The organism is Parabacteroides gordonii MS-1 = DSM 23371, assembly GCF_000969825.1.
Lineage (GTDB): Bacteria > Bacteroidota > Bacteroidia > Bacteroidales > Tannerellaceae > Parabacteroides > Parabacteroides gordonii.
In genome coordinates, this window is the sequence record NZ_KQ033919.1 from 2,578,180 (window position 1) to 2,593,793 (window position 15,614).

Sequence of the window (15,614 nt, forward strand, 5' to 3'; positions counted from 1 at the left end):
GTTATTTTAAATAGTCGTCGAAATACCGCGTGATCTTCTCGTAGAGATGCGGGCGGTCTTTGCCGATCACGTTGTGTTGGTGACGGGGGTAGACGAAATAGTCGGGGTAGGTGTCCGCATTCACGCAGGCTCTGAGGAAGCCCAGGCTGTGCTGCCAGACCACTACCGGGTCGATGTCGCCATGTATCTGCAACAGGTGTCCTTTCAGGTTGCTGGCCTTCAGCTTCAGGTTGGCATTCTTATATCCTTCGGGATTATCTTGCGGACGATCCATATACCGTTCGCCGTACATGATCTCGTAGTTGCTCCAGTCGATTACCGGGCCGCCGGCTACACCCACTTTGAATACGTCGGGATGTGTCAACATCAGGTTGGTCGTCATAAAGCCTCCGTAGCTCCATCCGTGTACGCCGATGCGGTCGGCATCCACGTAGGGCAGCGATTGGAGGAACTCCACGCCTTTCATCTGGTCGGCCATCTCGTTGACACCCAGGTTACGGTGGATCACGCTTTCAAAGGCGAATCCCCGGTTGGAGGTTCCGCGGTTGTCGACAGTGAAGACCACGTATCCGCGTTGTGCCATATAGATATCCCAACCCCTGACGCCGTTCAGCCAGCCGCCTGTCACCAGTTGCGAGTGGGGGCCGCCGTATACGTAGACGATGGTCGGGTATTTCTTGCTTTCATCCAGTCCGACGGGTTTCACCAGGCGGTAATGCAGGTCGGTCACGCCATCAGCAGCCTTTATGACTCCGGCTTCTATTTCCGGCATGGCATAGCCTTCGTACGGATCTTTGGCGGTCAGGAGGTTTTCGATCACCTTGCCGTCTTTCGTTTGCACGATGTCTATCTTGCGGGGGATTTCAGGCGCGTCGTAGCTGTCTATCGCGTATTTGCCGGAAGGGCTGACAGACAGGTTGTGCACGCTTTCCAGTCCCGCACTCCGGGTGAGGAGCTGCGTTGTCCCTTTCTTCAGGTTCAGCTTCCAGCCGTTTACATTCATCGGCGTTCCGTAGCTGAATGAGCTTAATACGTGCGGCTGGGTGGAGGTGAGGAAAAGGTTCTCGCCTTTGGCATCGAAGCCGATCACCCGGCTGACTACCCATTCGCCTTTGGTGAGCTGTTTCAGCAGCTTGCCGGTGGTATCGTAGAGGTAGAGATGGTTGTATCCGTCACGCTGGCTTTGCCAGATGAATTTCTGCGGATCGCCGGGCAGGAAGAGGACGGGCTGCTGCGGTTCGACGTAATGCTCGTTCGTTTCGGTGAACAGGTCGGCTTCCTTCTCGCCTGTCAGGGCGGAGTAGCGTACCAGATGCATTTCGTTCTGTTCGCGGTTCAGCTCGGCGATATAGATGCTCTTTTCGTCGGGGCTCCAGGCGATGTTAGTCAGATACTTCTCTTTCGGGGTGCCTGTTTTCAGCCAGACGGTATTGCCTGTCGACAGGTGGTAGACACCGACCGTTACCTCATGGCTCTTCATGCCGGCCATCGGGTATTTCACCGGTTCGGCCTTGGCACAGCGGGCGTCGATATTGACGATCGGATAGTCGGTCACCATGCTCTCGTCCATGCGGTAGAACGCCAGGGCGGAACCTTCCGGCGACCAGAACAGGCCTTTGCTGATGCCGAACTCCCGTTGGTGGACGGCCTGTCCGCATACGATACCCTCTTTTGTTTCACGTGTAACAATTCCCTGTTGATTGTCCGGTGAGAGAATCTTTATGTTATTCCCTTCCGTGAAAGCCAGGTAGCTGTTAGCCGGGCAGAACTCGTAGTTGCTCCATTTCTTATCCAACGGATAATCGGCTACAACCTTTCCCTGCTCCATATCATAATGGATGCGGTGCTGCTTCTGGGTGAACGCCAGTATCCATTGGCCTTTATAGGGTACGGAGAAATTGGGCATGCGGGCTACCGTATCGAGTCCGGCAGCCTGTAAAGCCTGGTTCAGTCCGGTAAGGCTGACGCGTATCTCCGGATAGTGCTTGGGCTGGGCACCTATCACGATGTCCTTCTCTACATATATATACATGTCGTCGCCTACCCATTGCAACTGCGACCGGTTCTCGGGTACGAAACGGCTGTATGTCTTCCCGCCCGGGATCAGGTCGTGCAATGTAAACTGCTTGTCTTGCGCCATCAGTGTCAGAGGGGTTGATAAAACGAACACGCAAAGGAGTAACAGATACTTAATCTTCAAAGTCATTCTTAAAATCATCAGTACCTCTTTTGAATGGTTTCTTGAATGCACGACCTTCTCCGCGTTTTCTGTCTCCGAAGCTCTTTTTATTCTTTGAGTATTTATCGTCGTCGTCGTTGTAGCGCATCTTGACAGGGCGTTTCTCACCGGCTTTGCGCAATACGGGGCGGTCGCCGGCAAACTGTTTGCGGGCAGGGCGTCCGTCGTTACGTTCTTCACCGAAGAAGCGTTTGCCGGGAGCAGCTGAAGCGCGTTCGCTTTCATCTTCGCTATGGGCGGCGGCAAAGCGGCGTTCGGGGCGATCCAGGCGGTCGGACTTGAAGTTGGGACGCGAAGGACGGTCGTTGCCGCGGCTTCCGTATTCTTTTCTCGGAAATTCCGTTTTAGGACGTGAGTTGCCGGAAGAGGATTCTCCCCCTTCTTCGTTCAATGCTTTCTTATAGTCTTTGTTCTTTCCTTCAAAGATATCGTAGCAACGGTATTCGCAATCGAGCGAGCCGTTGATCAGCTTCATCTTCTCGCTCGGACGCAGCCCGATCTTGTCAAAGCATTCGTCTTTGTAGCTTAAGATCCACACTTTATAACCGGTGAATACATGCTTGATGCGTTCGCCGATCATATTATAAAGTCCCAGCAGGTCGCGGGAAGAGATACGTTCGCCGTAAGGAGGGTTGGTAACCATGATGCCCGGTTGCGGGGCATCGGCATATTGCTGGAAGGGCAATGTCTTCAGGTCGATGTATTTAACGAGTCCGGCACTGCGTATGTTCTTCTGTGCGATCTCGATAGCGGCCGGGTTGATATCCGAACCGTAGCATTTGAAGGTGAACTCGCGTTCCCTGCTTTCGTCGTTATAGATACGGTCGAACAGTTCCTGGTCGAAATCGATCCATTTCTCGAAGGCAAATTCCTTGCGGTGGATACCCGGGGCGATGTTGAGCGCGATCATAGCCGCTTCGATCAGCAGGGTTCCCGAACCACACATGGGATCGACGAAGTTTGAATCGCCTTTCCAACCTGTTTTCAGGATCATACCGGCAGCCAGTACCTCGTTCAGCGGGGCTTCGGTCTGTTCGACACGGTAGCCGCGTTTGTGGAGGCTCTCGCCCGAACTGTCGATCGACAATGTACAGTCGTTGTGTGAGATATGTATATTGATATACAGATCCGGATTGTTTACACGTACGGAAGGACGCTTGTTGTGCTTCTCCATGAAGTAGTCGACAATAGCATCTTTTGTGCGGTAGGCAACGAACTTTGAATGGTTGAAGTCATCGGAATAGATCACGGAGTCGATCGCGAAGGTCTTGTCCAGCGACATATAGTTTTCCCATACTACTTTTTTTACTTCCTTGTAAACCGTATCGGCGTCTTTGGCTTTGAATCGATAGATCGGTTTCAGGATGCGCAGTGCGGTGCGGCAACAGAAGTTTGCTTTGTAAAGCACTTCCTTATCTCCTGTGAAGGATACCATCCGGCGTCCGATCTCTATGTCGTTGGCGCCAATAGCTAATAACTCACCGGCCAGTATTTCTTCTAACCCGTAAAGGGTTTTGGCCACCATGTCAAATGTCTCGTTACTCATTTGTGTGCGTTGTAAGAAAAGATATTATTTAGTTACTTTATTTTGCGTGATTACATCGCCGGGAGGAACATCCCCGGTGATCCATACGTTACCACAGATCGTAGCGCCTTTACCGATCCGTATCTTTCCGAGCAATGTCGCGTTGGAATAGACGGTTACATCGTCTTCAAGGATCGGGTGGCGGGCTACGCCACGGATAGCATTCCCATTCTCGTCGGGAGGTAGCTTTTCTCCTGCAAGGCTGACACCCTGGAAGATACGTACACGGTTTCCGATGATACTGGTTTCGCCGATCACGGTTCCTGTCCCGTGGTCGATAGAGAAATAGTGTCCTATCTCAGCGCCCGGATGAATATCGATACCTGTCTCGGAGTGAGCCATTTCGGTGATCATACGGGGGATGAAAGGAACGTTCAGCTTATAGAGCTGGTGTGCGATGCGGTAGTTGCAGATTGCCCGGAACCCCGGATAGCAGAATATGACTTCGTTGATGTTCTGTGCAGCCGGATCACCGTTGTAGGCGGCTTCGGCATCGGTGGCAAGCAGGCTTCGCATTTCCGGCAGGGTAGCGATAAATGCTTCGGTAAGCTCTTCCGCCCTTGCCTGGATTTTTTCTTCCGGGCAGGAGGTACAGCTCGTATCGGCCAGGCAAAGTCCGGCATAGATTTGCCGGCAGAGCAAGGTGTGCAAGGTTTCTATATTTACTCCGGTATGGAAGCGGATCGTTTGTTTGCTGATCCGCGCATTCCCGTAGTAGCCCGGAAACAGGATTGCACGGCACAGGTCTATGATGTCCTTCAGTACCTCTCCTGAAGGTAGTGCTTCTTCGTCACGGTAGGCATGGAACAGTTGTTTGTACGAGCTCTCGTCCGAAAGCTTCTCTACTGTTTCATTCAGTACCTTGCTATGCTTTTGCAATCCCATTATTTTGAAAGTCTTATTTTGGGCAAAAGTACATTAAATATCTGATATATGCGTACTTTTTAATAGGTTAAAGCTGCTGCTCTGAAATATGTTGTTGGTGGCTTCTGGTCGAGAAAGAAGTCAGAGATTGACACTTTGAAGATGATAAAACCATCGATAGTGTAATCGTATGAATAAGTTTCTGTCCATTTGTTGCCATCCTTATCTTGCCGGTCAACCGGGTTAGGGAGCGGTGTTTGTGCTTCCAGCTTATCGTCTCCAAAATCCAGATACATATAACAGCTGACCAATCCCGTATAATAGGCATTCATATAAAGATCGTAATCTTTATCTTTGATCCTGAAATCATAGGTATAGATTGGCTCTCCTTCTTCGTTACTGCTCAATTTCCAATCGTTCGATTTGACTTCTATTTCATCTTCTATTATCCAGTAGGTTGATGCACCGTCTCTGCCTGGCTCTCCTTGTGGTCCTTCGCACGAAACGAACAGGATCGCCATTAAAAATATCGCTAACAGATTCTTCATAAATTCACTCTCTTATTAATGTTTAGTATTTCTTGTGTGGCGCCCCGAACTCTTTGCAAGTCACTTCATCGAGGTCTACCAGCCATATTTTCACGTTCTTTACTGCCGGATCCGAATAACGGAATTCTTTATCTGAATATTGTTTCATGATGATATCCAGTGCTTCCGTTTTCTTGTCGAAATCTTCTTCAAACCGCACTTCTCCCCAGGCGATAACACTCTTTGAGCGCATACGATAGCTGCAAGCCACTTCGGGATGCTGGAATACCAGGTCGTGATCGGTACTGAATGTAATACAGATCTTCGGATTACGTTCCAGTATCGAGATGCTGCGGCCTTCCTGGGCGGAATGTAAATAAATAACACCATCGCGATAGCCAAAGTTCATGGGAATTACATAAGGTGTACCATCCGTATCAGCCAAGCCGACGAAACAAACGTCGCAGCTGCGGATAATTTCCTCTATATGTTCTTTCTCTGTGTGTACCAGTGTTTTCATTGCCTTTTTAATTATGCTTTTGCAAACATAGCTAAAAAAGTTCAATTCTTCCGACTCACCGGCTAACTAATTCGTTTAATTTCTTCTTTCATCTTGTGTAGTATCACAGATTAGGTAATTTTTGTTTCATCTGGGAGAAACAACTGTTTCTCCCAGATGAAACATTTACCAGAATAAAGCCGTTACCGCGGCACCGATCGTGAAATAATGCATTTTGTGTTTACTGTAATGAAGGTCGTCGTATACAGGTTTTTCTTCGCCCGGATTCATTAATATCTGGTAAGGAGCGTTCAGGAAGGTGTAGTCGTAATCCACATACATGCGGATACCCAGGTTCCGGTTGATAATGCCTGTCGCAGAAATTCCGGTACGCATAATGACGTTGCTGCTGCTCCTGCCTTTCATAAAGATGACATTGTCTTTTTTAGTATAAGGAGCTTTCCTTTCTTGCAAATCCATTTCAACATCATTCCCTATCAACTGGGAATAGCCTGCCTGGAATTTGGTGCCCAGTAATAGCTTTCCTGCTGCTGGTAGTGAAAAGTAAGGGCCGGCGGTAAAGGTGAAGATGCTTGTCGGATCAGCATGAACCTGGGTGATGTTATATTTCTCGGAAGGGGAATTCCCGGTGAATAAGGACATATCGAAAGCCATCGGGCTGGTAATCGCTGTAATTTCGGCACCGACACCGATATAAGGGTTAAAGAAATAACCACCTTTGGCACTGATATGAGTAGCACCCGGTGAAGAAAGCCGGATATTTTTCCCGATCTCGATACTTCCGTTTACAATGCTGTATCCCACACCGAATTCAAGGAATGACGGCCGGCCGCCTTTAGGAGCCGTTTCCCTTATTTTGTCGGGCAGGTTCAATCCTTTGTCTTTAAATATAAGATCCCCCAGAAAGTAACCGAGTTCGGTAGACAATATCCCGATACCCGCACCTGCCAGTACGTCGCTCAGCCAGTGGCGATTATTCAACTGGCGGCTGAATGCGGTGGCGGTGGCAACCGTATATCCTCCGATACTGTATAAAGGGCTGCGGGTGAGCCCGTATTCTTTGTGCATGATCGTGGCAGCCATGAAAGCCGTGGCAGTGTGTCCGGAAGGAAAGGAGTTGTTAGCCGAACCGTCCGGGCGCGTCCGGTGGATGGAATACTTCATGCTGTTTACCGTGATTCCCATCAGCGTCATCGCGAAAGCATCCGAAGCCAGCATTCGTCCCCATGAACTACGGCTTTCCACGCCCCCCAGCTTCATTCCGATTACGGCGGCCAAAGGGGCATATTGCAGGAAATCGTCGTAGCGGTAATGGAAGTTCGGAGCATAAGAGTCCTCATAGTCCGGAACTTGCTTCCCTGACTGTAAGTCAACGCTGATATGGCAAACAGGGGTACCGGGATATGCAGCATTTTGAAAACCTTATTGTCTGATATTTTATTGAAAGCAGCTTCAAACTCATGTGTTGTATGCACGGCAACTACACTGTCTTTCTGTTGGGAAGAAACCGTTGTACTGTAAAGTGCGACAACTATGAGACACAGTATTTTATGATGTAACATGCAAATCCATAATTTATCCGGTGAAAATAGATTATTTCCTGATAAGAAACGGAATATATCAGTTAATTATTGCACGGTAAAGAATGCTTAGTTTATTTCCCCCGAAAAGCATGGGTTTGATTGGCGAAATTTTTCTTTAATCGTTTGCGTGATACGTGTATTTAGCATACCTTTGCGTGATAATTAAGCTAGTTGAAACGAATCTTTAAAAACAATTAAATAACTTAAATTATTATCTTATGTGGTTACTTAATTCTTCTATCGGGAAAAAGCTGATAATGAGTGTATCAGGCCTTTTTCTTGTTTTGTTCTTATTGTTCCACTTGTCAATGAATGTGGCGGCAGCTTTCTCGGGAGAAGCCTATAACATGATTTGCTCATTGTTGGGAGCTAATTGGTATGCTGTTGCTGCTACTTTGGTACTTGCGGCAGGAGTTGTGATTCACTTTGTGTATGCTGTTCTTCTGACACTGCAGAACCGTAAGGCCCGCGGTAACGACCGTTATGCAATTAACGCTCGTCCGAAAGGTGTGGAATGGGCATCTCAGAACATGCTGGTACTGGGTATTATCATTATCCTGTTCATGGTGTTGCACTTCAGCCAGTTCTGGTATAAGATGATGTTCGCCGAACTTCTGGGCAATCACATGGTAACTCTTTGCGACGGAACGACCACCGTATCTCCTCAGGACGGTGCAGCATTCATCAACTACTATTTCCAGGGTAATATCCTGAACACAGTTCTTTACCTGGTATGGTATGTAGCTTTGTGGTTCCACCTGACTCATGGTTTCTGGAGCGCTATCCAGACAATCGGTTGGAGTAATACAATCTGGATGAACCGTTGGATCTGTATCTCTAAGGTTCTTGCAACAGTAATCTGTGTAGTGTTTGCTATCATTACTATCGTTTTCTACCTGAATGGTGTAGGTGGTGACTATGTAGCTGTTTGTGCAGGACATTAATTTAAGGTGTAACAATATTGAAAATAAATCATTATGACTCAAATAGATTCTAAAATCCCTCAGGGCCCGTTGGCTGAGAAGTGGAAAAATTATAAAGATCATCAGAAACTGGTGAACCCCGCGAACAAACGTCGTCTGGACGTGATTGTAGTAGGTACAGGTCTGGCAGGTGCTTCTGCTGCTGCCTCTCTGGCTGAAATGGGATTCAACGTATTGAACTTCTGTATCCAGGATTCACCCCGTCGTGCTCACTCTATCGCTGCACAGGGTGGTATCAATGCTGCAAAGAATTATCAGAATGATGGTGACTCTGTTTACCGTCTGTTCTACGATACAATTAAAGGTGGTGACTACCGTGCCCGCGAAGCAAACGTTTATCGTCTGGCTGAAGTGTCAAACTCTATTATCGACCAGTGCGTAGCACAGGGTGTTCCTTTCGCCCGCGAATACGGTGGTCTGCTGGATAACCGTTCATTCGGTGGTGCTCAGGTATCCCGTACGTTCTATGCCCGCGGTCAGACCGGACAGCAGTTGTTGCTGGGTGCTTACTCTGCTTTGAGCCGTATGATCGGTTTGAACAAAGTAAAGATGTATACTCGCCACGAAATGTTGGACGTTGTTAAGGTGGATGGCCGTGCCCGCGGTATCATTGCACGTAACCTGATCACAGGTCAGATCGAACGTTTCTCTGCTCACGCAGTAGTGGTGGCAACAGGTGGTTATGTAAATACCTTCTTCCTGTCTACTAACGCAATGGCTTCCAACGGTTCTGCTGCATGGCAGTGCTACAAGAAAGGTGCTTACTTCGCTAACCCTTGTATGGTGCAGATCCACCCGACTTGTGTACCGGTGAAAGGCGACTACCAGTCTAAGCTGACTTTGATGTCTGAATCATTGCGTAACGACGGTCGTATCTGGGTTCCGAAGAAACTGGAAGATGCAAAAGCATTACAGGCTGGAACAAAGAAAGGTAAAGACATTCCTGAAGCAGACCGCGACTACTATCTGGAACGTCGTTATCCGGCATTCGGTAACCTGGTTCCGCGTGACGTGGCTTCACGTGCCGCTAAAGAACGTTGCGACGCCGGTTTCGGTGTGAACAACACTGGTCTGGCCGTGTTCCTTGACTTCTCCGACGCCATCAACCGTCTGGGTAAAGATGTTGTAAAAGCTAAATATGGTAACTTGTTCGACATGTACGAAGAAATTACCAACGACGATCCATACGAAACTCCGATGATGATTTATCCTGCATTGCACTACTCGATGGGTGGTCTGTGGGTTGACTATGAATTGATGACTTCTATTCCGGGTCTGTTCGCTATCGGTGAAGCAAACTTCTCTGACCACGGAGCTAACCGTCTGGGTGCTTCTGCGTTGATGCAGGGATTGGCCGATGGCTACTTTGTATTGCCTTATACAATTCAGAACTATCTGTCAGACCAGATTCAGGTTCCGCGTTTCAGCACCGACCTGCCTGAGTTTGCAGAAGCTGAAAAGGGTATCAAAGACCGCATCAAGAAATTGATGAGCGTCAAGGGTAAAGAGTCGGTAGATTCTATCCATAAGAAACTGGGTCATATCATGTGGGAACATGTAGGTATGGCACGTGATGCAAAAGGTTTGCAGGAAGCGATCCAGATGTTGAAAGAGCTGAAGAAAGAGTTCTGGAGTAATGTATATATCCCGGGTGAAGCCGATAACCTGAATGTAGAGTTGGATAAGGCATTGCGTTTGGCTGACTTTATTGAGATTGGTACATTGATGGCACACGATGCATTGGATCGTGCCGAATCTTGTGGAGGACACTTCCGTACAGAACACCAGACCGAGGAAGGCGAAGCCCTGCGTCATGACGATAAGTTCATGTACGTATCTTGTTGGGAATACCAGGGTGAAGACAAAGACCCGGTTATGCTGAAGGAAGATTTGAACTATCAGTTCGTTGTTCCTCAAACACGTAACTACAAGAAGTAATAATCATCAATCACAAAAATTAGAATCATGGATAAAGATATAAAAGTAACACTTAAAGTTTGGCGTCAGAAAGGTCCGAAAGATAAAGGACAATTTGAGACTTACCAAATAGACAAAATCAATCAGAGTGTTTCTTTCCTGGAAATGTTAGACATTTTGAATGAACGTTTGGTCAGTGAAGGTAAAGAGCCGATCGTATTCGACCACGACTGTCGTGAAGGTATCTGCGGTATGTGTTCATTATATGTAAACGGACATCCGCACGGACCTGCAACCGGTGCAACTACTTGCCAGCTTTATATGCGTCGTTTCAACGATGGCGAAACGATTACGATCGAACCGTGGCGTTCTGCCGGTTTCCCGGTAATCCGCGACTTAATGGTAGACCGTTATGCTTACGATAAAATCATCCAGGCAGGTGGTTTCACCTCTGTGAATACAGGTGGTGTACCTGATGCGAATGCTATACCTATCCCTCGTGCAGATGCTGAAATGGCTATGGATGCTGCTGCATGTATCGGTTGTGGTGCTTGTGCTGCTGCTTGTAAGAATGGTTCGGCTATGCTGTTCGTTTCTGCAAAGGTGAGCCAGTTGGCATTGCTTCCCCAGGGTAAGGTGGAGGCTGCTCGCCGTGCGAAAGCAATGGTTGCCAAGATGGACGAACTGGGCTTCGGTAACTGTACCAACACGCGTGCTTGCGAAATGGAATGTCCGAAGAACATCTCTGTCAGCAACATCGCCCGTTTGAACCGTGAGTTCATCTGTGCTAAATTGCAAGACTAATATACATATATATAATGTATAACCGGAGAGGCGTTGCTTATAGCAGCGCCTCTTCTTTTTTGCCTCTATTTTAACATTTGTGAAGCCATAGATAAATATATTGAATGTTGTTAGTGTTTCTTATATGCTATACAACACTAATTAGCACTTTAACTATTGACAAGTTGGAGAATACCTGTATCTTTGTACTGTGGTTTTTTCATAATAGTATTAGATTTAAGGTTAACAAAGTTTGGTTAGGGCTTGTCGTGAGACAGGCTTTAATTGTTTATAGGGGTTTGCGTCCGGCATATCCCTTTTTTTAGCTCTCCCTGTATTCCTGTGGAGTCATTCCCACATGCTGCCGGAAGTATTTGTTGAAGAACGACAGATTGTCGAAGCCCAGGGCGAATGCAATCTTTTTTACCGGAAGGTCGGTCGATTTCAACTGCGCTTTTGCATCCATGATAATAATGTTGGAAAGTATCTCTAAAGCGGTGCGCCCGCTCACCTTTTTAATTACGTAGCAGAAATGCTGTAAAGTAATATTGAGCCGCTTCGCATAATAAGAGACGCTATGCTCTTTCGTATAGTTCTCCATCGCCAGTTGGATAAATTCCCGGCAGATCTCCATATTGCGCGTCATCGGTGCATTGCTGTACGGAGTGTGATTCCGGTACAACTCGATAACCCCCTGCATAAAAATAGTAAAGACCGCCTTGATGATCTCCTTATTCTCGATCGCTTTAGGCATGGTATAAGCATTGATCAGGACAGAAAAAGCCTGTTGGTATAATAAGGATATATGCTCAGGTAACGGCATGACCGGACTGTCGAAGATAACAGGCAGATAGTTCGTGATCGTTTTTATATAGTTTATATGGCTCACGAACGTAGATGAGAACCCCGCAAAACAGAGTTTGATATCGTCGGACACTTCATGTATCTGGATGAAGCAGCCCGGTGGAAGCGTGATGAAGTCATTCTGCTTGATAATGAACTCAGTCAGGTTGACGGTTGCACGTGCAGTACCCTGTACGCAAAGTACGAAAATACCGGCTTTGATCTTACAAGGGAAGCGACCGTATTGATTTAAAATTTCACCCGTAATACTGTCTCCGACAATAAAGTCCCGGGGAAGATCGAATTTAGGAATATTGTCTTCCATGTTGTTGTCTTCACTATTTTGAATGTACAAATATAAGATTATTTAGATTTGTTGGTCGATATTCTTAAATATAGAACATCGAATCCCACAAATGGAGATTGTTTGGTGCTATATAATAGTTGAAATTTGCGAATGTTTTCAGGTCTGGCCGATAGTTTTAATTGGGATGGTATATATTTGTCTATCTGCTATATAAGATATGGGAGCTAATACTAATAGAGAAATCTAATCGATAATAACAATGAGTACGAAACGAACAAAGAGCTCTTTCAGGGCAATGAGCACAAACAGAAAATTAGAATCTATCTTCCTGTTTGTCACAGGACGGTGTAATGCCAAATGTAAGATGTGTTTCTATGCCGAGGACATGGATAAAAAGGAAAAAGACCTTACTTTTGAAGAAATAAAGAAGATCTCCGAAACAGCCGGTCAGTTCAACCGCCTGTGGGTGTCCGGTGGCGAACCGACCCTTCGTGAAGAGCTGCCGGAGATTATAGAAATGTTCTATAAGAACAATGAGATCAAAGACGTAAACATTCCTACCAACGGGTTGAAGCCCGACCGGATCGTTGCCTGGGTAAAACAAATCCGCAAGAACTGTCCTGAGCTGAACATCAATCTCAGCCTTTCTCTGGACGGTTTCGGTGATACGCACGATGTGCAACGCGGGGTTCCCGGTAACTTCTACAAAGCAATGGGAACGCTGAAGTTGATTGAGAAAAACTTTGCTGACGACGGCAGAGTCCTGAAAAACCTGGCAACCGTGATTACCAAATATAACGAGACCGAAGTGGAAGATCTGATGGTATGGATGTTGGGACGTTTCCATCTTTCCAACCATATCATCGAAGCTGCCCGCGGAATGACCCGCGACGACGGAGTGAAGATCCTTACCGAGCCTACTTTACGTGCTTTGCAGGATAAGGTTGTACCTATCTATAATGTCTATGGAGAGCGTATGGCGGAGGAAACCGGTGGTTTCAGGAAACCTATCGCCCGTTTCTTCTATCTGGGCTTTATCCGTACCTTATATAATGTACGTGCCACCAACATCGATCATCCTACTCCCTGGGGAATGGATTGTACGGCTGGCGAAACAACACTGGTGATCGACTATGACGGCCGTTTCCGTGCTTGCGAACTTCGCGAACCGCTCGGCAATGTCAAGGATTACGATTGCAATATCGCAAAGATCATGGCGAGCGATGCCATGAAGCAGGAGATTGCCGCTATCGGTCATGGCGATAAGGCTAATTGCTGGTGTACGCATGGATGCTGGATCACATCGTCGCTTGTTTTCAATCCCCGCAAGATGATTACACAGGTCTATAAGGGATACCGTGAAATGAAGAAACTGAACCGCCCCGTGGATATCAGCGAAGATGTATTGCAGAGCATCGAACGTAAATATGCACTGGATGTGGAAAAACTGACGGAACTAGGCGTTCGGAAATAACATTCATTGATAAAATACTGCAGGGGTTGTGTCGAAATATTCACCGACACAACCTCTTTTTCGTATAATAGGGAACAATTGACAAGTTATCTGGCAGAATTGCCATTTATCAAAGGGTAGAAATGTCTGATCTTTGCATCATAAGTTAAACACATAAAAAAGAGAAAGACATGACTACTAAACTGAAAGATTTATTTTACACATTCCTCAACATTGCCGCTTCCACTCAGAAGCTGGGTATCAACCTGATACGTGTAGCTATCCTGATCATCTTTGTATGGATCGGCGGCCTGAAGTTTTATAATTATGAGGCGGAAGGTATTGTACCCTTTGTGGCAAACAGTCCTTTTATGAGTTTCTTTTATACAAAGAGTGCTCCGGAATACAAGGAATATAAGTTGAAGGAAGGCGAATTCAATGAAGCAAAACATCAGTGGCATGTAGAAAATAATACGTATGGCTTTTCGCATGGCCTGGGTATTCTTATCATGGGGATAGGTATCCTTACTTTCCTCGGTATCTTCTCACCGAAGATCGGCCTGGTCGGTGCCGGCCTGGCTATTATAATGACTATCGGGACGCTCTCTTTCCTTGTCACAACTCCTGAAGTATGGGTGCCTGACTTGGGTAGTGGCGAGCATGGTTTCCCGTTATTGACCGGGGCAGGCCGCCTGGTGATAAAAGACACGGCTATCATAGCCGGAGCATTGGTCGTGTTATCCGACTGTGCACAACGTATTTTGAAGAAGAAATAGGAAAGGAAAGTGTTTATTTTAACACTTTGGAAGCAAAAAACAAACATATTGAAACTTGTTAGCTTTTCTTATACGGCATGAAACATGATTTAGCACAAAAAGTCTTGATAAAGTTAGAGTAAGCAGTATATTTGCATCGTGGTTTTTTCATAATAGTATTAGATTTAAGGTTAACAAAGTTGGTTAGGGCTTGTCGTGAGACAGGCTTTAATTGTTTATAGGGGTTTCTTTAATCTATCGACCACCACTTCCCAAAGTTGCTTTCATGGCCTTCATTACCTTCGCATCTATTGATTAATAATGCATAGCGAATGAACCCGCTTTGCTTTTTGCCTTCATAGTGGCTTCATTGTGCCTTCATAGAGCGCGGATGGTGCAGATGTCGATATCGATTGATACAGGCTTACTGCTGTGTCATATATTGTGATACTATAGTATCATATATTATGGCACTCAAGTATCATATATTGTGACAATCCAGTATCACAATATATGGCATTTTTATCTTCTAAAGACCAGTAACTTACCAGTCAACAATCCTTCCGGATGCGAATGGTTACGACGAACACCTGAATGTAATCATGATCCAGAACGACGTCCTCGACACCGCCAAATGGGAAGGCCGGATCGAAGGTCTGGCCGAAGGCGAGGCTAAAGCCCTGCGTCAAACGGCCGTTAACATGAAGCGTATGGGTATAGCGACTACAGGCATTGCAGAATGTACAGGTTTGTCGGTCGAAGAAATAGAGTCGTTATAGGAAGATTTTGAGTCTTGAGGCTGGCAATCACTGAAACATTCATCTTTAATAACTAAATTAATGAACCCCAAATGAAGCCCCTATGAAAGCAAAACCGACTCAGGGTTCATGCTCGTTTCTATTGAAAAACAGTAACTATCGACCCTCAATGAACCCTGAAGGCACGATGGCTAAAAACATTCTTTCGGGAGACTGAAAGAGCAACAAGCAACGAATGCGAAAGACGGAATATCGGTGCATGACAGAAAAATAACTGATTTTTACTTGTTTATCTTATCCCTTCTACCTACTTTTGCCCCTGTACTCCGGCAAAGCGTTGCTGTTCAGTACATCTTATTGATTACGAGAAGCGTTTAAAAGATATTATCCAGTAGATGAAACTTCGACACTTTCATAGGGATTGGATAATGGACAACAGAACGCTCACGTACCTTTCCTTGTTATATCTTTCGTATGCCATACATACGTCTATATAC

Annotated in this window: 13 protein-coding genes; 6 read left to right on the forward strand and 7 right to left on the reverse strand. The window is 46.4% G+C overall.

The genetic code is table 11. From position 1 onward, the window contains the following. Position 1 precedes the first annotated feature (1 nt). The 6 genes from HMPREF1536_RS09890 to HMPREF1536_RS09915 all read right to left on the reverse strand — a co-directional run bounded on the left by HMPREF1536_RS09890 (position 2) and on the right by HMPREF1536_RS09915 (position 7,013). A complete protein-coding gene (locus HMPREF1536_RS09890) occupies positions 2-2,206 on the reverse strand; it encodes a S9 family peptidase (RefSeq protein WP_028730218.1) in 2,205 nt (734 codons plus the stop codon). Continuing rightward, entirely contained in the window at positions 2,190-3,785 is a 1,596-nt protein-coding gene (locus tag HMPREF1536_RS09895; protein ID WP_225607960.1) for a THUMP domain-containing class I SAM-dependent RNA methyltransferase, read from the reverse strand. The genes HMPREF1536_RS09890 and HMPREF1536_RS09895 overlap by 17 nt, the downstream gene beginning before the upstream one ends. A gap of 24 nt (positions 3,786-3,809) precedes the next feature. Beyond that, entirely contained in the window at positions 3,810-4,709 is a 900-nt protein-coding gene (locus HMPREF1536_RS09900; RefSeq protein WP_028730220.1) for a serine O-acetyltransferase, read from the reverse strand. A gap of 59 nt (positions 4,710-4,768) precedes the next feature. Continuing rightward, the gene (locus HMPREF1536_RS09905) at positions 4,769-5,236 is read right to left on the reverse strand and encodes a hypothetical protein (protein WP_028730221.1); all 468 of its coding nucleotides are present in this window, start codon (positions 5,234-5,236) and stop codon (positions 4,769-4,771) included. Positions 5,237-5,258: 22 nt separating this feature from the next. Continuing rightward, a complete protein-coding gene (locus HMPREF1536_RS09910) occupies positions 5,259-5,735 on the reverse strand; it encodes a pyridoxamine 5'-phosphate oxidase family protein (RefSeq protein ID WP_028730222.1) in 477 nt (158 codons plus the stop codon). A 165-nt stretch (positions 5,736-5,900) separates the two neighbouring features. Beyond that, entirely contained in the window at positions 5,901-7,013 is a 1,113-nt protein-coding gene (locus tag HMPREF1536_RS09915; protein WP_225607959.1) for a phosphatase PAP2 family protein, read from the reverse strand. 523 nt (positions 7,014-7,536) lie between these two features. On the opposite strand from HMPREF1536_RS09915, the gene HMPREF1536_RS09920 reads away from it, so the two are divergent. The 3 genes from HMPREF1536_RS09920 to HMPREF1536_RS09930 are packed head-to-tail and all read left to right on the forward strand — an operon-like array spanning position 7,537 to position 11,022. Then, the gene (locus HMPREF1536_RS09920) at positions 7,537-8,262 is read left to right on the forward strand and encodes a fumarate reductase (protein WP_028730223.1); all 726 of its coding nucleotides are present in this window, start codon (positions 7,537-7,539) and stop codon (positions 8,260-8,262) included. Positions 8,263-8,295: 33 nt separating this feature from the next. Then, on the forward strand, positions 8,296-10,239 hold the full coding sequence (locus HMPREF1536_RS09925) for a fumarate reductase/succinate dehydrogenase flavoprotein subunit (protein WP_028730224.1): 1,944 nt from the start codon (positions 8,296-8,298) through the stop codon (positions 10,237-10,239). Between the two features lie 27 nt (positions 10,240-10,266). Then, entirely contained in the window at positions 10,267-11,022 is a 756-nt protein-coding gene (locus HMPREF1536_RS09930) for a succinate dehydrogenase/fumarate reductase iron-sulfur subunit (protein ID WP_028730225.1), read from the forward strand. 301 nt (positions 11,023-11,323) lie between these two features. Here the strand turns inward: HMPREF1536_RS09930 and HMPREF1536_RS09935 are convergent, their stop codons facing one another. Then, complete coding sequence (locus HMPREF1536_RS09935; protein WP_028730226.1) at positions 11,324-12,169, reverse strand: helix-turn-helix domain-containing protein; 846 nt, start codon at positions 12,167-12,169, stop codon at positions 11,324-11,326. Positions 12,170-12,410: 241 nt separating this feature from the next. Between HMPREF1536_RS09935 and HMPREF1536_RS09940 the strand changes: the two genes are divergently transcribed. The 3 genes from HMPREF1536_RS09940 (at position 12,411) to HMPREF1536_RS27620 (ending at position 15,138) form a co-directional block, all read left to right on the forward strand. Beyond that, on the forward strand, positions 12,411-13,625 hold the full coding sequence (locus tag HMPREF1536_RS09940) for a radical SAM protein (RefSeq protein WP_028730227.1): 1,215 nt from the start codon (positions 12,411-12,413) through the stop codon (positions 13,623-13,625). A 170-nt stretch (positions 13,626-13,795) separates the two neighbouring features. Continuing rightward, positions 13,796-14,380, forward strand: a complete 585-nt coding sequence (locus tag HMPREF1536_RS09945) for a DUF417 family protein (RefSeq protein WP_028730228.1) — start codon at positions 13,796-13,798, stop codon at positions 14,378-14,380. Between the two features lie 581 nt (positions 14,381-14,961). Continuing rightward, the gene (locus tag HMPREF1536_RS27620) at positions 14,962-15,138 is read left to right on the forward strand and encodes a hypothetical protein (protein ID WP_225607958.1); all 177 of its coding nucleotides are present in this window, start codon (positions 14,962-14,964) and stop codon (positions 15,136-15,138) included. The last annotated feature ends 476 nt before the right edge of the window (positions 15,139-15,614 follow it).